The sequence below is a fragment of the Streptomyces nymphaeiformis genome, from assembly GCF_014203895.1.
In the GTDB taxonomy this organism is placed as follows: domain Bacteria; phylum Actinomycetota; class Actinomycetes; order Streptomycetales; family Streptomycetaceae; genus Streptomyces; species Streptomyces nymphaeiformis.
Genome location: NZ_JACHJY010000004.1, coordinates 674,169 through 695,100, shown reverse-complemented (window position 1 = coordinate 695,100; position 20,932 = coordinate 674,169). Strand labels below are relative to the sequence as shown.

Genomic DNA, 20,932 nt, shown 5'->3' with positions numbered 1-20,932 from the left:
TTGCCTCAGTCCCTCTTGCAGATCCGGTCCAGCAGGTTCGCGGTGGCGCGCTGCACCCGGGCGTCGACGTGGCCCGGCCGGTCGAGCGCCGGCGACCAGGCGAAGGTGCCGGACGCGAAGACCCAGGCGCCGGACGGGGCCCGGTAGAGGCTCGTCTCCTGGTGGCGCAGGGCCCCCTCGCCGTCCCGGTACGGCGAGTGCGCGAGCAGGATGCGGCCCTGGTGCTCGGGCAGCGCCGTGCGCGGGAAGTAGCGGTCGGCCTCGCCCGCGACCAGGCCCGGGAGCTCGTCGCCGTCGCCCGCGCCGGTGGCCTCCCACAGCCAGTGGTCGGCGTTCCGCACGACCAGCGGGTGCGGTTCGGGCACCCGGCCCGCGTACTGGATGCCGAGGAGCTGCTGCTCGGGCCGGTCCACCTCGCGCCAGAGCGCCGGACGGCCGGGGCCGCGCCGCTTGCGGCAGGTGAGGAGGCGGTCCGGCACCCCGGACGGCGAAGGGGCCAGCTCCACCTGCCAGTACATGGTGTTGGCCGAGAGGAAGACGAGCGAGGTGCCCTGGTCGCGGGCGAGTTCGGCGGTCCGGCGCATCGGCGCCGACCAGTACTCGTCGTGGCCCGGGAAGACGAGGCCCCGGTAGCGGCTGGGGTCGACCCTGCCCGCGTGCAGGTCGCGGGTCTCCGCGTACGCCAGGTCGTAGCCGTAGCGCTCGGCCCAGCGGATGAAGTCGTAGGCGTGGCCGACGTGCAGGGGCAGCCCCGCGCCCGCGTACGGCCGGTCGAAGGAGACGGTGACGGCCGCCTCCTCCTCGCCGAGCAGCCGGCCCTCCTCGTCCCAGGCGTGGTAGAGGCTCGCGCCGGTGTGGCCGTCCTCCGGGTAGAGGTTGTACGCCTGCCAGGTCACGTCCGGGAGGACGAGGAGCAGGTCCGCCGGGTGGTCGTCGCGGACCGTGAAGGGGATGTGCGAGCGGTATCCGTCGGCGGTCGTGAGCACGGCGACGTACGCGCCGATCGACCAGTACGAGGGGACCTGGAGCCGCCAGGACTGCCACCAGTGGTGGCAGGAGACCGTGCGGTCGGCGGTGAGCGGGGCCGGCTGGACGATCCCGGAGAGCCGCGGGCTGGTGGTGATCTTCGCGGCGCCGTCGCCGCCGTAGTGCCCGATCCGGTAGACGTCGACCGAGAACTGCTGCGGCGGGTCCACGGTGATGTGGAAGTCGATCGACTCGCCCGGCGCGACGGCTCCGCCGGAGGCGAAGCCCTTGATCTGGCGCCGGACGTCGTCCGCGGTGCGCGGACCGCCGCTGCCGCCGCGGGCCAGGATCTCGTCCGCGTACCAGGGGACCATCTGACCGGTGTCGTCGAAGTAGTTCTCCGAGCCGCGCAGCCAGGGCAGCGGGCCCTGGCCGAAGGGATCGGAGACGGCGTGCGCCAGCGCACCCGACTCCCACCGTCTGATCTGCTCCGCCCCCATGTGCGCCCCTCCTTCGACTCCCCCGGTCGGCCGGTCAGTGCCGGTGGCTCGTGCCGCTCGTTCTTGACGCTGTCTTCGTGCCTCTGTCAGTGACGGTCTCCAGCACATCACATAACGCACGCACTCCGTCACCGTTCGTCGTGAATTGGCGAGAGTGGAAGGCAAGGCTCCGCCTGGGGCCCGTTCGGGAAGGGCCTCAGACCAGGCGTACGGGCTTCTCCGGGCGCACTCCGGTGCGGCTGAGCCAGACCCGCAGCGGCTCCGGGTCGCCGTCCTCGACGAGCGCGAGGACCCGGGGGCCGAGGTCGGCCGCGCGCTCGCCGCCGACGAGGAGGGCGGGGCCGTCGAGCCAGTCGAGGCCGGGGGCGGCCTCGGCGGTGTCCACGGCCGCGCAGCAGACCATCGCGGTCACGTGGTCGGCGAGCAGGTCGCGGCCGGTACGGGGCGGCTGGAGCGGGAACAGCGGCAGGGGCCCGTCGGGCCCGCTCCCCTGCTCGGCGGCACGCGCGCTCTCCGCGGCCGCCGCGGCGACCCGGGCCTCCCGTGCCGCCTCGTCCCGGGCGACCAACGCACTGAGCGCCCCGGCGAGCGCCTCGGCGGCGGGGTTGACCGGTTCGTCGTCGTCCTCGACGAGAAGGTCGAGATCGGCGTCGGCGTCGGGGGCGGTCTCGGGGCCGGGATCGGTCTCGGGGCCAGGGCCCGTGCCGGAGCCGAAGCCCGTGCCGGAGCCGAGGACCGTGTCGGAGCCGAAGCCCGTGTCGGAGCCGAGGACCGTGTCGGCCGCCGGGCCCGCGTCGGAGGCCCCGCCCGCGTCAGATGCCCCGTCCGCGTCGGGCTCCCGGCCTTCGGCCGTCTCCGGCCGCGGCGTCGTCAGGTGGGCCATCACTCGGGTCAGGGTCGGGCCCGGCGCGTCGTCGGAGTTCAGGTCGGTACCGGTGGCCGGCACGCCCAGGTCGTCGAGGACCCGGTGGAGGCGGGCCGCGTCGGTGCGCCATTTGCGGTCGACGACCTCCTCCGGGTACTGGCTCCACTCCACCGGGGCCCAGTCGGGGCCGGGCTCGGCCGGGCCGCCGTGGAAGAGGCGGGCGGCGAGCAGGGAGGTGGCCTCGTCGACGGCGCCCGGCTCCTCCAGGAGGTCGCAGGCGGGGCGCTCGCCGAGCCGGGAGGAGAAGCCCTCCGCGAGCCGGTCCCGGCGGGAGAGCTCGGTCAGCGCGGAGACCACGCCCGCGTCGAGCTTGGCGGGCCAGCGGCCCATGCGCCAGGCGGGCAGCGCGACCCGGGTGAGGAGGCGGTCCCAGCCCGCGTAGGCCAGGCCGACCTGCTCCTGGGCGACGATCCGTACGCCGTAGTCCACGGCCTGTGCGCGCTCCGAGCCCGCGGCGGCGACCCCGCGCTCCATCTCGCCGGCGTGCCCGCGACAGGCGCGCAGCAGCACGCGGGCGACCTGCCCGACGCCGCGGGCGCCGAGCCGGCGGACCGGGTCGAGGCCGGGACCCTGCGGCACCGCGACGGCGGCGTCCAGGCCGCGGACGAAGCGGCGGGCGGCGGCTATGTCGGGCTGGGCGGCGGGTCCCGTACCGGCGACGACGGGCGCGAGGACCGCCCGCAGCTCGCCGACGCGCATCCACCACAGGAAGGGCGAGCCTATGACGAGGACCGGAGCGCCGCCGGAGGTCCGGCGGAGGCGGTGGGCGCGGTGGGTGCGGTCCTCCAGCCAGCTGTCGCAGTCCGGGGTCAGGGCTATCGCGGCGGGCGCCGGGACGCCCAGCCGGTCGGCCAGGTCGCGGACGAGCCGGTACAGATCGGGGGCCGCGGTCTCGGCGAGCTCCACGGTCGGCGTGGCCGCCGGGCGGGCCCGGGCGACGACGAGGGCGACGGCCGCGGCGGCGAGGAGGACGACGACGGCGAGGACCGTCACGATCCAGCGGGCCGTGTCCCAGGCCGTACCGGTGAAGTGGCCGGTGACCCCGCCCGCGTACAGCACGACGGCCACGGCGGCGGGGAGCACCGCGAGGCCCAGCGCCCTGCCGCGGACGCGGAGGACGGCGAGGGCCCGGGAGTGCGCGGCGCGCGCACCCCACTCCTCGCCGACAACGGAACCGGTACCGGACACGCCGTTCATCACCCCCTCCTGTCCTCGACGGGACTGCCTGTGGCGGTGTTGCTCACTCCCCCACTGTGGCACCCGCCACTGACATCGCAATGCCGGTGGGCCAAGTGCCGGAATGCCTTCGCCGCACCCTAGTTGGGGCTGTGGCGGGCGTCATCCGTATGGCCGAGCCGTCACTCGATGGAATGGCTTTGGGTAAAGGTGATGGCGCACTTGTGGCCGTGTGGTTCACATATTCCGCACCACACGGCCACAAGGGGAATCGGACTGATTCGGCTGGAATCCGGCGGGATCAGGCCTCCGCGGCCTTCCGCGCGATGTCCGTACGGTGCTGCGAACCGTCAAGGCGGATGCGGCCGACTGCCGCGTACGCGCGCTCGCGGGCCTGCGCCAGGTCCGAACCGGTGGCGGTGACCGACAGGACGCGTCCGCCGGCGCTCAGGACCGCGCCGTCCTCGCCCCGCTTCGTACCGGCGTGGAGCACGTACGCGTGCGGGGCGTCCTTCTCGGCGACCTCGTCCAGGCCCTCGATCGGGTCGCCCGTGCGCGGGGTGCCCGGGTAGTTGTGGGAGGCGACGACCACGGTGACGGCGGCGTCGTCGCTCCAGCTCAGCGGGGCCTGGTCGTCCAGGGTGCCGTTGGCGGAGTTCAGCAGGACGCCCGCGAGCGGGGTCTTCAGACGGGCCAGGACGACCTGCGTCTCGGGGTCGCCGAAGCGCGCGTTGAACTCGATGACCCGCACGCCGCGGCTGGTGATCGCCAGACCCGCGTACAGGAGGCCGGAGAACGGCGTGCCGCGGCGGCGCAGCTCGTCGACCGTCGGCTGCAGGACGGTCTCCAGGACCTCGTCGACCAGCTTCGGGTCGGCCCAGGGCAGCGGCGAGTAGGCGCCCATGCCGCCGGTGTTCGGGCCCTCGTCGCCGTCGAGCGCGCGCTTGAAGTCCTGCGCGGGCTTGAGCGGGAGGACGGTCGTGCCGTCGGTGATCGCGAAGAGGGAGACCTCGGGGCCGTCCAGGTACTCCTCGATGACCACGCGCTCGCAGGCGAGCGCGTGCGCCCGGGCCTGCTCGACGTCCTCGGTGACGACGACGCCCTTGCCGGCGGCGAGACCGTCGTCCTTGACCACGTACGGAGCGCCGAAGGCGTCGAGCGCCTCGTCGATCTCGGCCGGGGTGGTGCAGACGTAGCTACGGGCGGTGGGGACCCCCGCACCCGCCATGACGTCCTTGGCGAAGGCCTTGGAGCCCTCCAGCTGCGCCGCCTCCTGCGACGGGCCGAAGGCCGGGATGCCGGCCGCGCGGACGGCGTCGGCGACGCCGGCGACGAGCGGGGCCTCCGGGCCGACGACGACCAGGTCGGCGCCCAGCTCGGTGGCGAGCGCGGCGACGGCCGCGCCGTCCAGCTGGTCGACGGGGTGCAGCTCGGCGACCTCGGCGATTCCGGCGTTGCCGGGCGCGCAGTGCAGAGCGGTGACGTCGGGATCGAGGGAGAGAGAGCGGCACAGGGCGTGTTCGCGGGCGCCGCCGCCGATGACGAGGACCTTCACGCCTGCCAGGGTAGCCCGCGGGACGGGGTGCCTCTTGTGCGGGCCACCGAGCGAGACGCCCCTACTCGTTCGTGTATTCCTCCACAACCGTGGCTCCCAGCTCGCGCACGATCAGGTCGTGCCCGGACAGGGCGGAGTCGACGAGGTCCGGATCGTCCTCTTCCGGGACGTCGTCCTCGGGCGCGACGGGCTGCGGCGCCGGAGGCGCGTACGCGGGGGCCGGCGGCGGGGCCTGCTGGAACGCCGGGGCGGGAGCGGGCTGCGCCGGCGCGGGGGCGGGCGCCGGAGCCTGCTGGAACGCGGGGGCGGGCGGGGACGCGGGCGCGGCGGGCCGACCGCCACCGAAGCCGCCTCCGCCACCGCTGAAGCCGCCGGTGCCGCCCGAGCCGCCGAAGCCGGTGGCGGCGGGCGGGGGCGCGGAGCCGCCCGAGGGGTCGATGATCGCCTCGATCTTCCAGTTCACGTTGAACTGCTCGGCGAGGGCCTGCTTGAGGACCTCCTCGCTGCCGCTGCTCGCGAAGTTGTCGCGGGCGCCCGCGTTGAGGAAGCCGAGCTGGAGGGTCGTGCCGTCGAAGCCCGCCACCTGGGCGTTCTGGCTGAGCAGGATCCAGGTGAAGCGGCGCCGGTTCTTGACCGCGTCGAGGATCTGCGGCCACAGGTTCCGCACCTGGGACGTGTCCCCGCCACCGCCGCCCGCGGCGGCCGGGGCGGGCTGTGCCTGTACGGGCGCGGGGGCCGGGGCGGCGGGCGCCGCGGGTGCGGCGGACGCGCCGGGCCAGGCGCCGGGCGCACCGCTGCCGGGCGCGGCGGCACCGGGCCAGGCCCCGGGCCGGGGCCCGTCCTGTACGGGGGCCTGCACGGGCGCGGGCTGCTGAACGGGCGCGGGGGCCGGGGCCGGCGGGGGCGGGGCCATCGGGGTGTGGGCCTCGGGCCCGGGCACGTACGCCATGGCGGGTGCCGGGGGTCCGGGCGTGAAGACGGGCGCGGGCGCGGCGGCCGCCCCGCGCTCCAGACGGTCGAGCCGCGCCTGGAGGGAGCGCTCGTCGTCGAAGGCGGCGGGCAGCAGCACGCGCGCGCAGATCAGCTCCAGCTGCAGCCGGGGCGAGGTGGCGCCGCGCATCTCGGTGAGCCCGGCGTTGACGAGGTCGGCGGCCCGGCTCAGCTCGGCGGCACCGAACACCGAGGCCTGCGCCTGCATGCGCTCGACGACGTCCACCGGGGCGTCGATGAGCCCCTTCTCGGCGGCGTCGGGCACGGCGGCGAGGATCACGAGGTCCCGCAGCCGCTCGAGGAGGTCGGCGACGAACCGGCGGGGGTCGTTGCCGCCCTCGATGACCCGGTCGACGACCTCGAAGGCGGCGGCGCCGTCCCCGGCCGCGAAGGCGTCGACGACGGAGTCGAGCAGCGACCCGTCCGTATATCCGAGAAGAGAGGTCGCCATGGCATACGTCACACCGTCATCGGCGGCACCGGCGAGCAGCTGGTCCATCACGGACATCGAGTCACGCACGGACCCGGCGCCGGCACGGACGACCAGCGGCAGCACCCCGTCCTCGACGGGGATGCCCTCGTGCCCGCACACCTCACCGAGGTAGTCCCGCAGCGTGCCGGGCGGCACGAGCCGGAAGGGGTAGTGGTGGGTCCGGGACCGGATGGTCCCGATGACCTTCTCGGGCTCGGTCGTGGCGAAGATGAACTTGAGGTGCTCCGGCGGCTCCTCGACCACCTTCAGGAGGGCGTTGAAGCCCGCCGAGGTGACCATGTGGGCCTCGTCGATGATGTAGATCTTGTACCGGCTGGAGGCGGGCCCGAAGAAGGCCTTCTCCCGCAGGTCACGGGCGTCGTCCACGCCACCGTGCGAAGCGGCGTCGATCTCGATGACGTCGATGGACCCCGGCCCGTTCCGCGCGAGGTCCCGACAGGACTGGCACTCGCCGCACGGAGTGGGCGTGGGCCCCTGCTCGCAGTTCAGACACCGCGCCAGGATCCGCGCACTGGTCGTCTTGCCGCACCCGCGCGGCCCGCTGAACAGGTACGCGTGATTGACCCGGTTGTTCCGCAGGGCCTGCTGCAACGGGTCGGTGACATGCTCCTGCCCGATGACCTCGGCGAAGGACTCGGGGCGATAGCGGCGGTACAGCGCGAGAGACGACACGCATACGAGGTTATAGGCGTCCACCGACAACCCGGGAAAACGGCGCTGGGCCGGGAAACCCCCCGGGAACGCAAGCGCCCCCCACGCACCTGCCAGAGCCGACCTACCCTTGCTGCCTTCCGGCCCTGGGGGAGTTCAGTCAGATAGCACCGCGTGAGGGGCTCCGCCCAGCGTACCCGATCCGGACCCCCGCCTGTCCCCCCTCCCCGACCTGGATCCTCCGACCGACCCCCGCCCCGGATGACGTGCGCGAGCACCCTCTCCGGTCATGTAATGTTCTCCACGGAGGATTCGCCTAGAGGCCTAGGGCGCACGCTTGGAAAGCGTGTTGGGGGCAACCCCTCACGAGTTCGAATCTCGTATCCTCCGCAGCCGCCTGAACAGGCGAAACGAAGACCCCGGACCGCTTCAGCGGCCGGGGTCTTCGGCATGTGCCGGTCCCAGTTGCGGTCTCGTTTATATCCGATATTCACGACATCTCGGTCGGTGCGCCGGAACCGTCGGCGCCCCTGCCCGGTCAAGCGGCTCGCCTTCAGGGGTGAACCCTCACGTACGCCACCTGCAGCGGCCATGGGATGCACCATCCTTGACCTGCGCACGGGCCACATCTGGTCCGCTCGTGCGATCCCGACCTCGCGAGGTGTTCCCTGTGACGTCCCGGTCCACGCTGACGGCCTGGTTGGCCGGCCTCGACGCCCCGCAGCTGGGGCGTGTGCTCGCGCTGCGGAAGGACGTCTCGGCTCCCCCTGAGCCACGCTCGCTGGACGAATTGGCGGAACGTCTTCTGCGACCGGGCTCGGTGGCGCTCGCTTTGCCGCAGCTCCCACTGCCGTGCCTCCAGGTGGCCGAGGCACTGGCCGCCTTGGGGACGCCCATGCCGCGCGGCGCTTTGGCGAAGACGCTGGGAGCAACGACGCCCACCGCCGCTCGGGAACTCGACGCCGTGCTGGAGACGCTGGCCGATCGGGCGCTGGTCTGGCCTGATGGCGACGGAAGGCTCCGCATGGCCGCGTCATTGCGGCAAGCCTGGGAGGCGCCCTTGGGCCTTGACGCTCCGTTGGAGGAACTCCTGGAGGGTGTGACCTCCGAGGAGCTGCGCGGCATGCTCGTGGCGCTGAACATCAAACCGCCCGGCACCAGGCAGCAGCGCACGGCCGCCGTCCTGCACCACCATGGCGATCCGGAATGCATCGCCTCCATGGTCGCGAAGGCTCCTCCCTCCGCCCGCGAGCTGCTCGAACACCGAGCGAGGTCCGCACCGCGACACACGGACTTCATCGTGTTCGGTGCTCCCCAGCCCGATTCCCGGCCCGGCGAGCGATGGGCCCTCGACCGGGGCTTGCTGATCCGGAACCGTCACGGATACGGGCCTGCCCGCATGCCCGCCGAAGTGACACTCGCACTCCGCGGCCCCGACTGGCATGCCCCGTTCGATCCTGTACCGCCTGCCGCAGAGATGGTGTCCGTCGCCGCCGCGGAGGTGGAACGAGAGGCAGCGGCAGCGGCTACGGGCTTCGCGGCCCACGCCGCCTCGGTCCTGTCAGTCTGCTCGTCGGCTCCCCCGGCGCGGCTGAAGTCCGGTGGGATCGGCGCACGTGAACTGGGCCGGATCGGCAAGGCCGCGCAGACCGATGACGTCGCGGTGCGCCTCGTCCTGGAGGCCGCGTACTCGGTCGGACTCATGGCCAGAGACGGCCACCTCGTCGCGCCCACCCAGAAGTACGACGCCTGGGCGGCGCAGGAACCCGCAGCGCGGTTCGCCGTACTGCTCCAAGCGTGGTGGAACCTGCCGCTCACCCCGTCCCAGGCCCGCGACGAGGAGAACAGGTCGCTACCCGCCCTGGCCGGAGCGCCTCCCTGCGACGGCTGCCTGCAGGCACGCAGGGGACTCCTCACCGCTGCGGCACGGCTCCCGGAGGGGCTGGGCGCGCGGGTCGCCGCGGATCTGGGCCCGCTCGTGGCCTGGCACCGTCCGCTCGCCCACCTGTCATTCCAGGATGAGGCACCCTTCGCCACCGCGGTCCGCGAGGCCGAGCTGTTGGGTGTCATCGCCCGGGGCTCTCTCTCCCCGCTCGGTGAGGCTCTGCTGGCCGGCAACGCCGAGGTACTGGCCACCGAGTGCCAACGGCTGCTGCCCGAGGCCACCGGCACAGCCCGGCTCGGCAGCGATCTCACGGCCGTCGTCAGCGGCACGCCCACGGCGAGCCTCGCCGAGCTCCTGGATGCGACCGCGGACCGGGAGACCAGCGGGATGGCCTCGGTATGGCGATTCAGCGCCGCCAGCATCCGACGGGCCCTGGACGCCGGCCTCGCTCTGGACGAAGTCTCCGCCGAGCTGACCGCCATCGCCGAGGGGCCCCTGCCACAGCCCCTGTCCTACCTCATCGCCGATGCCGCACGCCGTCACGGCCGTGTGCGCGTCGCCCCCGCCGCCTGCGTCATCCACGGCGACGAACCGTCCCTCCTGGCCGAACTCGCCACCCACCGAGGGCTCGCCCCGCTCGGGCTGCGGCAGCTCGCCCCAACGGTGCTCGTCAGCGCCGGCACACCTGACCAGACCCTTGCCGCTCTGCGGGACCAGGGCTACGCCCCCGTCGCCGAGGCCCCGGACGGGACCGTACGCGTCGAGAGGGTCCCGCCCCAGCGGGCCGCCGCTGTTCCGACCCCACGGAAGCCGTCCGCGAAGACCGGCGGACGACTCACGACGCACAAGGCAGCTGAGGTGTCGGAGGCCGTCGACTCACACGCTGTGGCTGCCCGACTGCTGGCGGCCCCGCCGACCCTCCCGGACCCCGATCCCTTCGGCGCCGGAGGCCCCTTCGGAACGGACACCGAGGAGATCGTCGCCGGGTACGCGAAGCAGCTGACGTACGCCGACGTACGCCAGCTCGGTCACGCCCTCGACGCAGGCACCGCCATCGCGATCGAATACGTCTCCACCTCGGGCAGCCGCACCGTGCGCACCCTCAGCCGCCTCGAACTCGACCCGCCCTACCTCGAAGCCTGGTGCCACCTGCGTGAAGCCGAACGAGTCTTCACTCTGTCCCGCATCCACAGCGTCATGCCGACAGGACATGCCTGAGGCGCGGCGCGAGTGGTGACCGATGGGAGCGTCACTGTTCTGCGCGCCCCACTTCCGGCCCCTTGTGCATCAATCTTGATATATTAGGTGCACATATTGATATACAGCGAGGTGCACCGATGAGTCGCACAGTGATCGATCTCGACGATGACCTGCTGGCCGAGGTGGCCAAAGCCCTCGGCACGGGCACCAAGAAGGAGACTGTCAACACCGCCTTGCGCGAGGTGCTGGAGAACCGGCGCAGAGCACTCGCGCTCACTCGCCTGCGTGCCGCGGCAGGCGAGGGCGCCTTCGATCTTGAGCTCTTCGAAGACAAGAGGAACTACCGTCGGTGAACTCGGCCCAGTTCCTCATCGACACCAGCGCCCTCGCCCGGTTCTTGCGCGATGACGCCGAGCAGTACGGATGGGACCAGGCCGCGGCGGCCGGTCTCATCGCGACCTGCCCGATCACCGAACTCGAGTTCTTCTACAGCACCCGCTCCGCCGACGACCGCGCGCAAGGAATCGAAAACCTGCGTCTCATCTTCGGGTGGGTCCCTGTGGACGATCGGGCATACAGCCGGGCCTGGCAGGTCCAGGAAGCCCTGACCAAACGCGGTCAGCACCGAAGCGCGGGGGCGGTCGACCTGATCGTGGCCGCCACCGCCGAACTCCAGGGCCTCACACTCCTGCACCGCGACCGCGACTTCGAGTGCATCGCAGCCGTCACCGGGCAAGCCCTCCAGTGGTACGGGCCTGACGCAGGCAAATGACCGTCACGGTCTCAGTTCTGGTCTCGTTCGCCCCCGTCCAGGCCCCTTCGGACGGGGCCACCCCGGACACTCCGCCGCAGTTCAGGACGCCCACGCCCCCCTCCTGCCCCCCGTACGAACATTTGGAAAGCGTGTTGGGGGCAACCCCTCACGAGTTCGAATCTCGTATCCTCCGCCAGCGCCCAGCAGGGCGTACGGAGGGCCCCACCGTTCGCGGTGGGGCCCTTCGTCGTATGCGTCAGCTCAGGTCGCGGACCCTGATGCTGCGGATGCCGCGGCCGTGGGTGGCCGCGTACAGGGTGGTGCCGTCCGGGCCGAGCTTCAGCTGGAGCACGGCGACGGCCGGAAGCGAACCGACCCGCTGCCACGTCGTGCGGCCGGGGGCGCGGTAGGCGACGCCCAGGTCGGTGGCGACGGCGAGGCCGCCGTTCGGCGTGACGATCGCGGAGTTCGCCGGTACGTCGGGGAGGCCGGCCGAGATGTCCTTCCAGGTGGTGCCGCCGTCGGTGGACTCGAAGACGTGGCCGACGCCGGCGCCGGGGCCTTCGGTCCAGTGCCGGGAGAAGCCGTTGACGGCGAGGAAGACGTGGTCGGCGTTCTTCGGGTCGACGGCGAAGCCGCTCAGGTAGCGGTTGGGCACCGTCCCGTCCGCGGGCAGGGCGATGTCGTGCCAGCCGGTGCCGTCCGCGTTGCCGACGGCGATGCCGCGGGCGAAGCCCTTGTTGTTGCAGGGGCCGCACCAGGCCGCGTAGACCTTGCCGCCCGAGGCGGCGACGGCGGTCGCGGTGCGGCCGGCGCCGAGGTCGTACACGCTCTTCCACTCGTCGCCGCTGCGGATGGCGTACCCGTGGGTCTGCACCCACACGTGCCGGCCGCCCGCGATCCACGTCGAGCTGCTCTTGAGGTCGGCCGCGAGCGGGGCGATGAAGCGGGCCTCGCTGGTGGCGTTGTCGGCCGGGGCGACGTTGTACGAGGTGATCTTGCCGGGGTCGTTCACCCAGGAGCCGTCGTTGACCGCGCAGTTCTGGGTGACCTGGACGGAGAGGTAGACGTACTCCTCGGCGATGTTGCAGCCGTTCGCCGGGTCGGTGAGGGTGTCGCCGCCGTCGCCGCCGAAGTTGGACCCCATCACCTTGTCGCCGCCGCGCAGGAGGGACTGGCCGTTGTCCTGGAGGCCGCCGGTGACCGACAGGCCTCCGTAGGTCAGGTCCTTGCCGACGCCCACCGAGTAGTACTGGAGGGTGTCGATGCTGCCGTCGTTGAGGGACGTCCAGTCGGTGGCGTGCCCGGAGGCGTCCTGGGAGCCGTCGACCGGGCGCCGGTAGACGCCGCCGTCGTTGCCCACGTACACGAAGCCCTTGCCGTGGTAGCGGCCGATCGCCACGCCGTGCTGGTCGGGGTGGGTGGTCTGGTGGCAGTCGCCGGTCTGCCGGGCGGGGTCGATGCTCCAGCAGGGGAACCCGAAGTTCCAGTACGGGCCGACGGCCGACCAGGTGGCGCCGCCGTCCTTGGTCTCGTGGACCTCTTCCAGACCCGCGTACACGTGCTGCGGGTCACTCGGGTCCACGGTCAGGAACTGGTTGTACCAGGCCTGGACGCCCGGCATGTAGCCGCTGGAGGTCAGCGCGGAGCCGTCGGCGGCCAGCTGGTGGTAGTCGGCGATCTTCTTCCACGGGCCGGTCGGGGAACCGGAGGCGGAGACGAAGATCCCCTCCAGGCCGCTGTCCGGGTTGGTGTTCATCTGCTCGGGCGACTGGTCGAGTGCGTAGTAGCGCGAGCCGTCGGCGGAGCGGGCGAAGGTGACGTTGCCGACGCCGTCCGGGTCCGTGGGGAGGTCGCCCATGCCGTCGGTGATCCGCGTCCAGGAGCCGTCCTGGGCCTTCGTGTAGAAGCCGTTGTAGTCGTCGCCGCTGCGCCAGCCGACCGCGAGCACGACCTTGCCCGGGTTCTTCGGGTCGATCGCGATGTCGTTGGTGATGTTCTTGTACGCGGCCGACTCGTCGTGCGCCTTGGGTCCGCCCGGCAGGTAGTCGGGGTGGGGGGCGAACTCCAGCTTCCAGGCGCCGCTGAGCGTCTTCGTGGAGTGGCTCCACACGCCGGCGCTGGTCGCCGCCCACACCTTGCCGCCGCCGAACCGCAGGTGGTGCACGGTGGTGGAGTCCAGCTCGTCGCCGCCGACCCGGCCGCGGGCGGAGAACGTGCCGTCGTGCGGGTCGGTCAGGACGTAGACGCCGCTGCCGAGGTAGGCGTCCGCGTTGGTCGTCGCCTCGCCGGTGCCCAGCCACAGCCGTCCGGCGCCGTCGAGCGCGAGCGCTCCGGTGGACTGCGAGGGCAGCCGGTCGCTGATGGGCTGCCAGTGCCCGCCGCCCGTGCGCGACCGCCAGACGCCGCCGCCCGCGCTGCCCGCGTACACGTACCCGTCGTCGTCCGCCTCCACCGCGGCCATCCGGCCGGTGACACGGCCGGCGCCGCCGCTGGAGTTGGAGTCGTAGTCGCGGTAGCGCGGGTCGTCGGAGTCGTACGGCCGGTCGGTAACGTGCCGCCAACTGCCGCCGGTGACCGGCAACTTGGTCATGGCCGCCCACGCGGCGCCGTACGCGCCCGGGGCGACGACACCGGGCGCGGTGCGGGCCTCGGCGAACTGCTCCGCGCCCTCGGCTATCTCGTCGGCCTCGTTGCCGTCGTCCTCCTCGGCCAGGCTGGGGCTCATGACCCCGACCGACTGCTGACGCTCGGCCGCGAGCCGGGCCAGGTCGCGCGCCCCGAAGGGGCTGTGACCTCCGCCGGACGCCGCGTCGGCGGGTATGGCGACGAGCGCGGCGGATGCGGAGATGGCGCAGATCGTGAGCCATCGTCTCTTGCGGGTGGGTGCTGACACCAGGTTCCTCCTCGAACCGGCAGTGATACAGCCGTCGCGGGAGACCTGACCACAAGAGGCTTGTGAGGTAAGCGAGTTGGTGAACGCTTGACCAGAACCTGCCATCTCGACACGGAGACTGCCCCCGGGTGTGGGGGGATGGCGGGGAGAGATGGGAGCACAGCCCCGCCCGGCCCGGGCGCAACAGCGCGTCGGCAACGCGCACTGCGGGGTGGCCCGGAAGGCTGAAGAGGGCGTCCGGAAGGGGCCGTTCACTGGATCGGGGGGTGATCGGCGGGAGGGACGTTCCTTCGCTACCCGGTCTGTAGTGATGCAGATACTTTCTGTGATGACCAGTCGATGACCAGTCGGCACGATCAAACAGGGGATATCTATGAGGAAGTTGGCGGCAGCGGTGATGGCTGCGGGGTTGTTCGCCGGGGGGATGGGGGTGGCCGTCGCCGACTCGTGGCACGACGTAGCGCTCTTCAAGACGACCGGAGCGCGCTTCACGGGAGGAAAGTACAAGTGGGAGCCCGCAGAGGTACAACAGGGCGCCTTCCACATCAAGGGCACGCTGCGTGACGTCGGCATGGATGACAACCACAACGTGTATTTGCAGGTAAAGGTCCACGGATACGGGTGGAATCGCTTCGACGGGGTGCAGAAGAAGGGCGTCTGGATCGACAAGCTCGTCCACGACGGCGCCAGCCGGTACACGAATACGGCGGAGGTACGCGTGTGCCAGAACCGCGGTTCCCTGCACCCTGACAACTGCTCCCCGACGAAGTACTTCAAGCGCAAGTAGGGCAGTTGACCTTTGCGGGAGCCACCGAATAGGCGGCTCCCGCTCTCATAGGAGTGCGCACCACGATGGACGTCATCCTCCGCGCCGAAGGCGTGGACCTCTTCTACGGCACCCAGCAGGCTGTGACTGGTGCCGATTTCACGCTCAAGCGCGGCGAAGTGGCCGCCATCATGGGCAGCAGCGGGTCGGGGAAGTCCTCGCTGCTGTACTGCCTCGCTGGTGTTCTCGCCCCGACCGAGGGCACCGTGACCTTCGACGGGATGCAGCTCTCGCACCTCCCCGACGGAGAACTGAGCGCCCTGCGCCGTACCCGTCTCGGCTTCGTCTTCCAGTACGGAGAGCTGCTGCCGGAACTGACCGTCGAGGAGAACACCGCACTTCCCCTCCGGCTCGCCGGGATCAGCAAGTCACACGCTCACGCCATGGCCGGCCAGGTGCTGGGGCGGCTTGGAATGGGCGATCTGCTGCGGCGCAGGACTTCGAAGCTGTCAGGTGGGCAAAGCCAGCGCGTTGCCGTTGCGCGGGCTCTGGTCCACCGGCCGGACGTGGTGTTCGCGGACGAGCCCACCGGAGCGCTCGACAGCACAAACGCAGCTGCCGTGCTCGATGAATTCCTTCAGCTGGCGAGAAGGCAGAAGACCGCTGTCGTCATCGTCACGCACGACGCCGACGTCGCTGCGAAGGCTGACACCCAGTACACGATGTCGGATGGCGTACTGGCCCAACGGGTGACGGTGTGAACGCGTTCGTCCTCGGCCTGCGTCTGTTGTGGGGAAGTGGGCGCAGGGCTCGGGTCCGCTTCCTCCTGATGGCGCTCGGATCCGCACTCGGTGTTTCCTGCCTGGCCGCCGCACTCACCATCCCGACCATCATCGCCGCCAACGATGCCCGGGTGACGAGTCGCGCCGTTTTCCCGGGCGCGAACAAGAATGCCGTCTACCAGGAATTCCTGGACCCCTACGGCTCGCAACCACTGCGGCGCGTCTTCATCGGTCACAGAGGTGTCGGCCCCTTGCCGGTTCCCCCGGGAATCAAGGCGCTCCCTCGCACAGGCGAAGCGCTCGTCTCACCGAAGCTGGACGAGATCCTCGCGGCCAATCCCCGGGCCGCAGGACTCGTGCCCGGTCAGGTGATCGGCACCATTGCCCCGGAGGGATTGGGCGGCCCGGACGAGTTGTACGCCTACATCGGCACCGACGCCGACGAACTGAGCGAGGCGGCGCCACTCGGCCACTTCGGCTCCACGTACACGCAGCACCAGGTCATCGACCCCTCCACCCTGGACATCCTGCGCTTCACTCTCGGCTGCATCGTGTTGCTCCCGCTCGTCATCTTCCTCTCCGTCTGCGCCCGGCTCTCCGGCGAGTCACGTGCGCGTCGGCTCGCCGCACTCCGGCTCGTCGGTCTCAGCGCCCGGGACACCCTGCGGGTCAATGCCGGGGAGAACGTGGTCGCCGCCTTCGTCGGAGCTGTGGTCGGGCTCATCGGCTATCTCGGGATCAACGAGGTCATGGCGCGGATCGGGCTGCCCGGGTTGCGCTGGTACCCGGCCGACGGGCGACCGGACGGAACGACCATCGCCGCATGCCTGCTGGGGTGCCCTGCCCTCGCCTGGGTCGTGGGGCAGTTCAGTGCGCGTCGGGCCGTCCAGTCGCCCATCAGCGTGCGCCGGACCGGCGAGCGTAAGCCTCCGAAGAAGTACGGAACGCTGATGCTGATCCCCGGTCTCGGAATCATCAGCGGATACTGCCTGCTCAGCGCGATGGGGCGGGATCCGTCAGGCGGATCGGCCGGCGCAGTGCTGGTTCCCGGCGCTGTGCTGCTGACCGGCGCAGGGCTCGTATTCGGTCTGGCGCCGATCACGGCATGGCTCTCGCGACGCCTGGCGGGAATGTCGCGGTCATTGCCGCTGGCGCTGGCCATGCGACGCACGGAGGTCGATCCGGGGAGCGCTCTGCGGGTGGTCACCGGTCTCGTGCTGCTGGTTTTCGGTGCCTCGCTCACGCAGGGGGTGCTCATCGAGTTGGATCAGGTCAGTCGGCGGACGGCTCCGGTCCAGGAGTACAGCCTTCCGACAGCAGAGCTGAGTACGCGACAGCGCGTAGATATGACCGCGTTGAGCGGCGTACAGGCACATGGCCTGGTGGTCACGTCATGGGTGGCAACGTTGGAAGAGGACCTGCCCAGCATCCAAGGCGTCGTGGCCACGTGCGCTCAATTGTCTGCCTTCACCAAGACCACGCACGGATGCGTCGATGGCAAGGTCCTGCGGATTCAGGATCCGACCTTCTTGTTTGATGAGAATGCCCGCGTCGGCCGCAGCTTCCCTTTCCTGCTCAGCAACGGACAAAAGCTGAATGTCTCCGTCCCCCAGGACACCGTGACCATTCAGGCCTACGACCCCTCAGAGTTCGCCGGGCCGAGTCTGCTCATTCCTCCCTCCCTGCTCCCCCAAGGCGCTGAGCCCAAGGACGCCCGCTTCGTTCTCGTCAGTCCTTCCGACCCCACCACCGTCCGTGCCGTTCTCGACGGCATCGGGGCCATCGCCCCCACCGCGTCCGTCGAGCCCGTCGGCATCGTCATCGACTCGCTCGCCCAGTTGACCGTCATCCGGAGTCTCCTGGTCGTCGGCATGGTGCTCGGGCTCGTCATCGGGGTTGCCGCGTTCGTCGTGTCCGTGGCCGATCGGGCCATGGAGCGGCGGGGGCAGGTGACCGCGCTTGCTCTGTTGGGGGCTCGGGCCGGGACGTTGCGGGTGGTGCAGGTGGTGCAGGTGTTGTTGCCGTTGGCGGTGGGGCTGGGGGCGGCGATCGTCACCGGGTGGCTTGCCGAGTCCAGTTATCTGATCACCGGGGGTGGCGCCGTGCACTGGGACTGGGACGGGTTGCCCCTGCTGTTCGCCTCCGCCCTCGGGGTCATGCTCGCCGCCGCGGTCGCCTCCCTTCCCATGGTGCGGCGGCACATCGATCCCGAGCACATTCGGCGCGACTAGTCGGTGCTCCTCATGCCGCCAGCGTGTGGGTCGTACGGGCTTCCACCCTCCTCCGGAGCGTCAGCGTCGTCGCCGCCGTCGTCAGGCCCGCCGCCAGTGCCATCCACCACAGGGTCGTCGGGCCGAGCGTCGTGTACGTCGTCACGCCCAGGGTGAGGGCGGCGAAGCGGGCCGTTCCCCAGGTCCAGCTGTACGCGCCCTGGTAGCGGCCGCGGGCGTGCGCCGGGGCCAGGTTGGCGAAGACGCCCGCCGCGATGCCCGCGACGACGACCTCGCCGAGCGACCAGACCACGACCGACACCGTGTACCCGGCGATGCCGTCCGCGAGGCCGGTCAGCGCGACGCCCACCGCGATCAGCGCACTGCCCGCGCTCTGCACCGCGAGCTGCGGGAGCCGGGCCAGCCAGGCCGTCGCGAACGGCTGGAGCACGACCACCATGATCGCGTTGACCGCCGCCATCGCCCCGTACACCACCGGCGAGAGGCCGCTGTCGCGGACGGCCAGCGGGAGCGCGACCTCGGTCAGCGAGTACACGAACAGCTGGACTCCGAAGACCGGGAGGAGGAGCAGGGCCAGGCGGTCCTTCACGACCACGCCGTAGCCGATGCCGTCGTTCGGCCGCCGCTCCTGCGCCGGGCGCTTCGGCTCCGGCAGGCGGACCGCCACCACCAGCGCGTACAGCAGCATCGAGCCCGCGTCGACCGCGAACAGCAGCCAGTACCCCTGCGCCGCGAGGTAGCCGCCCAGGACGCCCGCCACGGCCGTGCCGATGTTCACGCCCCAGCCGAAGAGCGCGTACGCCCGCTGCCGTCGTTCGCTGTCGACGGCGTCGGCCAGCAGGGCGTACGCCGCCGGGGAGACCGTGCTGCCGGCCGCGCTGATCAGCAGCGCCGCCGCGGCCATCGTCCACACCCCGGGGGCCAGGAACAGCGCGCCCTGCGCCGCCGCCGCGCCGATCAGGCCGATCAGCATCGTGGGGCGGCGGCCGATGCGGTCGGCGAGGATGCCGCCCACGGCCGGGCCGATCAGGTTGCCCGCGCCGAGCGCGCCGAGGACGTACGTGGTGTCCGCGCCCGTCACTCCGCGCGAGGCGAGGAAGAAGACCAGGAACGGCGTGACGAGGTAGCCGAGGCGGTTGACGATCGTTCCCGCGAAGATCGTCCAGACCACGGACGGGAGGCCGTTGAAGGCCGAGGACTGGGAGAGGCGCTTCGTTCGCATGCCGGGAGCTTGCTTCCTTCCCCTCGACCCCCTCCAATGATTAAGTTCTGACCGAATCCATTCGCCTCCCCAGGACGTGAGACCCCATGGACGCCGGCCTCAGCTTCTCCGCCGCCGATCTCGCCCAGACCCGTTTCGCCGTCTCCCCCATGTGGGAGGTCGTCACCAGCTACCGGATCGTCGCCCACCGTCCCGACTCCGCCCCGCACGGCCGCTGGGCCGCCCAGGTGCGTCCCCGGCTCGTCCGCGCCGGGCTCGACCGCGGCTGGCTCGCCGCGCTCGTACCCCCTCAGGGGTACCTCGCCGATTTCCTCAACCCCACACCCGCCGGGCCCTTCCCCACCCTCGCCGCCGAGCTCGACGCCCTCCGCCGCGCCCGCGCCGACGACGTACGCGACGACCTCGACGCGCTGGAGCGCGACGGCAGTCGCGAACCCCGGCTCCGGCTGCTGCGCGAGGACCCCGGGGCCGTCCTGCCCAGGATCGCCGACGAGATCGAGACGTACTGGGAGCTCGCCCTCGCCCCCTACTGGGCCCGCATCCAGAAGGTCCTGGAGGCCGATGTCTTCCACCGGGCCCGGCAGGTCGCCGAGCACGGTTCCGCGCGGGTCCTGAGCGAGCTCCACGAGACCGTACGGTGGGACGACGGCACCCTGCGGCTCGTACGGCGGCACTGCGCCCTCACCCGCGACCAGGCGGGCTCCGGGCTGCTCCTCATCCCCTCCGTCTTCGCCTGGCCCAGCGTCCTCACCCGCTCCGTCCACCCCGATCCGCCCCAACTCGCCTACCCGGCCCGCGGATTCGGGAGCGTCTGGGAGCCCCGTACCGCCGACGCCGTGGACGCCGTCGCCGCCGTCCTCGGCCGTTCCCGCACCCTGCTCCTCACCGAGCTCGACACCCCAGCCTCCACCACCCAGCTCGCCGGCCAGTGCGGCATGTCCGCCGCCGGCGTCTCCCAGCACCTCATCGCCCTCCGCAACGCCGGCCTCGTCACCGCCCACCGCAGCGGCCGCTCCGTCCTCTACGCCCGCACCGCCGTCGCCGATCAACTCCTGCACCCGTGAGGGAGGATGGGCGGGTGACCTCTTCTGACTGGACCGAGTCCACCCTCGTACGCGACGGCGTACGGCTGTCCTGTCGCGACTGGGGCGGCTCCGGGCCCGACGCCCTCCTCCTCCACGGGCTCGCCGGGCACTCCGGCGAGTGGGACGCCGTCGCCCGGCTGCTCCGCGACGCCGGTCACCGGGTCGTCGCCCTCGACCAGCGCGGGCACGGCCGCAGCGAGCGGCACCCGGCGGACGTCTCGCGTGCCGCGTACGTCGCCGATGTCGTCGCCGTCGTCGAGGAACTCGGCCTCGTACGGCCCCTGTTGGTCGGTCAGTCGCTCGGCGGCCACACCGCGCTCCTCACCGCCGCCGCCCATCCCCGGCTCCCCCGCGCGCTCGTCCTCGTCGAGGCCGGGCCCGGACCCGGCGACCCGGGCCTCGGTGAGCTCATCGGGGGCTGGCTCCGGGCTTGGCCGGTGCCCTTCCCCTCGCGGGAGGCGGCCGTCGAGTACCTCGGGAACGGCAAGCGGGCCGTGGGGGAAGGATGGGCCGACGGGCTCGAGGAGCGGGACGGGGGATTCCGGCCGCGGTTCGAGGTCGACGTCATGGTGCGGTCCCTGGACGAGAACGGCCGTCGGGCCTTCTGGGGCGAGTGGGCCGCCGTTCGCCGTCCCGCCCTCGCCGTTCTCGGAGAGGGCGCGCAGGGCGGGATCATCGGTGGGGACGAGTACGCCGAGATGGTCCGGATCCAGGCCGGCCTCCACGGGATGAGCGTGCCCGGCGCCGGGCACGACGTGCACCTGGAGCGGCCCGAGGTGCTGAGCGGGGCGATCCTCGGATTCCTGGACGACTCCTTCGACCCTTGCCTTGGAGTGCACTCCAGTTCCTAGAGTG

The 20,932-nt window shown here is 71.8% G+C and carries 14 protein-coding genes, 1 tRNA gene and 1 other RNA gene; 9 read left to right on the top strand and 7 right to left on the bottom strand.

Annotated elements, in window-relative coordinates; genetic code table 11:
* Window positions 1–5: 5 nt before the first annotated feature.
* The 5 genes from GGE06_RS17310 to ffs form a co-directional block, all read right to left on the bottom strand.
* A complete protein-coding gene (locus GGE06_RS17310; RefSeq protein ID WP_184931201.1) occupies window positions 6–1,466 on the bottom strand; it encodes a N,N-dimethylformamidase beta subunit family domain-containing protein in 1,461 nt (486 codons plus the stop codon).
* Between the two features lie 196 nt (window positions 1,467–1,662).
* A complete protein-coding gene (locus GGE06_RS17305) occupies window positions 1,663–3,588 on the bottom strand; it encodes a M48 family metalloprotease (RefSeq protein ID WP_184931200.1) in 1,926 nt (641 codons plus the stop codon).
* Between the two features lie 280 nt (window positions 3,589–3,868).
* Window positions 3,869–5,122 carry a phosphoribosylamine--glycine ligase gene (gene purD / locus GGE06_RS17300; protein WP_184931199.1) on the bottom strand — a complete coding sequence of 418 codons (1,254 nt, stop codon included), beginning with the start codon at window positions 5,120–5,122 and terminating at the stop codon, window positions 3,869–3,871.
* A gap of 61 nt (window positions 5,123–5,183) precedes the next feature.
* Window positions 5,184–7,277 carry a DNA polymerase III subunit gamma and tau gene (locus tag GGE06_RS17295; RefSeq protein ID WP_184931198.1) on the bottom strand — a complete coding sequence of 698 codons (2,094 nt, stop codon included), beginning with the start codon at window positions 7,275–7,277 and terminating at the stop codon, window positions 5,184–5,186.
* A gap of 67 nt (window positions 7,278–7,344) precedes the next feature.
* An RNA gene (gene ffs, locus GGE06_RS17290) (signal recognition particle sRNA small type) lies at window positions 7,345–7,443 on the bottom strand.
* Between the two features lie 118 nt (window positions 7,444–7,561).
* Between ffs and GGE06_RS17285 the strand changes: the two genes are divergently transcribed.
* The 4 genes from GGE06_RS17285 (at window position 7,562) to GGE06_RS17270 (ending at window position 11,113) form a co-directional block, all read left to right on the top strand.
* Window positions 7,562–7,646: transfer RNA gene (locus tag GGE06_RS17285), tRNA-Ser, on the top strand.
* A 670-nt stretch (window positions 7,647–8,316) separates the two neighbouring features.
* Complete coding sequence (locus GGE06_RS17280; protein WP_246532587.1) at window positions 8,317–10,359, top strand: helicase C-terminal domain-containing protein; 2,043 nt, start codon at window positions 8,317–8,319, stop codon at window positions 10,357–10,359.
* A gap of 119 nt (window positions 10,360–10,478) precedes the next feature.
* Window positions 10,479–10,694 (top strand): type II toxin-antitoxin system VapB family antitoxin, encoded by a 216-nt coding sequence (locus GGE06_RS17275; protein WP_116159834.1) that lies wholly within the window; start codon window positions 10,479–10,481, stop codon window positions 10,692–10,694.
* Complete coding sequence (locus tag GGE06_RS17270) at window positions 10,691–11,113, top strand: PIN domain nuclease (protein ID WP_116159835.1); 423 nt, start codon at window positions 10,691–10,693, stop codon at window positions 11,111–11,113. The genes GGE06_RS17275 and GGE06_RS17270 overlap by 4 nt, the downstream gene beginning before the upstream one ends.
* Window positions 11,114–11,351: 238 nt before the next feature.
* Here the strand turns inward: GGE06_RS17270 and GGE06_RS17265 are convergent, their stop codons facing one another.
* Window positions 11,352–13,991, bottom strand: coding sequence for a glycosyl hydrolase (locus GGE06_RS17265; RefSeq protein WP_184931196.1), 2,640 nt, complete (start codon window positions 13,989–13,991; stop codon window positions 11,352–11,354).
* A gap of 373 nt (window positions 13,992–14,364) precedes the next feature.
* On the opposite strand from GGE06_RS17265, the gene GGE06_RS17260 reads away from it, so the two are divergent.
* The 3 genes from GGE06_RS17260 (at window position 14,365) to GGE06_RS17250 (ending at window position 17,770) form a co-directional block, all read left to right on the top strand.
* Window positions 14,365–14,778, top strand: coding sequence for a hypothetical protein (locus tag GGE06_RS17260; RefSeq protein ID WP_116159837.1), 414 nt, complete (start codon window positions 14,365–14,367; stop codon window positions 14,776–14,778).
* 65 nt (window positions 14,779–14,843) lie between these two features.
* Window positions 14,844–15,518, top strand: a complete 675-nt coding sequence (locus tag GGE06_RS17255; protein WP_116159838.1) for an ABC transporter ATP-binding protein — start codon at window positions 14,844–14,846, stop codon at window positions 15,516–15,518.
* On the top strand, window positions 15,515–17,770 hold the full coding sequence (locus GGE06_RS17250; RefSeq protein WP_184931195.1) for an FtsX-like permease family protein: 2,256 nt from the start codon (window positions 15,515–15,517) through the stop codon (window positions 17,768–17,770). The genes GGE06_RS17255 and GGE06_RS17250 overlap by 4 nt, the downstream gene beginning before the upstream one ends.
* 10 nt (window positions 17,771–17,780) lie before the next feature.
* Here the strand turns inward: GGE06_RS17250 and GGE06_RS17245 are convergent, their stop codons facing one another.
* Window positions 17,781–18,992, bottom strand: a complete 1,212-nt coding sequence (locus tag GGE06_RS17245; RefSeq protein WP_184931194.1) for an MFS transporter — start codon at window positions 18,990–18,992, stop codon at window positions 17,781–17,783.
* Window positions 18,993–19,078: 86 nt separating this feature from the next.
* Here GGE06_RS17245 and GGE06_RS17240 point away from each other — a divergent pair, with 86 nt between their 5' ends.
* On the top strand, window positions 19,079–20,056 hold the full coding sequence (locus tag GGE06_RS17240; RefSeq protein ID WP_116159841.1) for an ArsR/SmtB family transcription factor: 978 nt from the start codon (window positions 19,079–19,081) through the stop codon (window positions 20,054–20,056).
* 14 nt (window positions 20,057–20,070) lie between these two features.
* Complete coding sequence (locus GGE06_RS17235; RefSeq protein WP_184931193.1) at window positions 20,071–20,928, top strand: alpha/beta fold hydrolase; 858 nt, start codon at window positions 20,071–20,073, stop codon at window positions 20,926–20,928.
* The last annotated feature ends 4 nt before the right edge of the window (window positions 20,929–20,932 follow it).

Bases quoted from the DNA above. Each gene is read 5' to 3' on its own strand.
- GGE06_RS17310 (WP_184931201.1), bottom strand. From the start codon at position 1,466: ATGGGGGCGGAGCAGATCAGACGGTGGGAGTCGGGTGCGCTGGCGCAC.
- GGE06_RS17305 (WP_184931200.1), bottom strand. From the start codon at position 3,588: ATGAACGGCGTGTCCGGTACCGGTTCCGTTGTCGGCGAGGAGTGGGGT.
- GGE06_RS17275 (WP_116159834.1), top strand. From the start codon at position 10,479: ATGAGTCGCACAGTGATCGATCTCGACGATGACCTGCTGGCCGAGGTG.
- GGE06_RS17260 (WP_116159837.1), top strand. From the start codon at position 14,365: ATGAGGAAGTTGGCGGCAGCGGTGATGGCTGCGGGGTTGTTCGCCGGG.
- GGE06_RS17255 (WP_116159838.1), top strand. From the start codon at position 14,844: ATGGACGTCATCCTCCGCGCCGAAGGCGTGGACCTCTTCTACGGCACC.
- GGE06_RS17245 (WP_184931194.1), bottom strand. From the start codon at position 18,992: ATGCGAACGAAGCGCCTCTCCCAGTCCTCGGCCTTCAACGGCCTCCCG.
- GGE06_RS17240 (WP_116159841.1), top strand. From the start codon at position 19,079: ATGGACGCCGGCCTCAGCTTCTCCGCCGCCGATCTCGCCCAGACCCGT.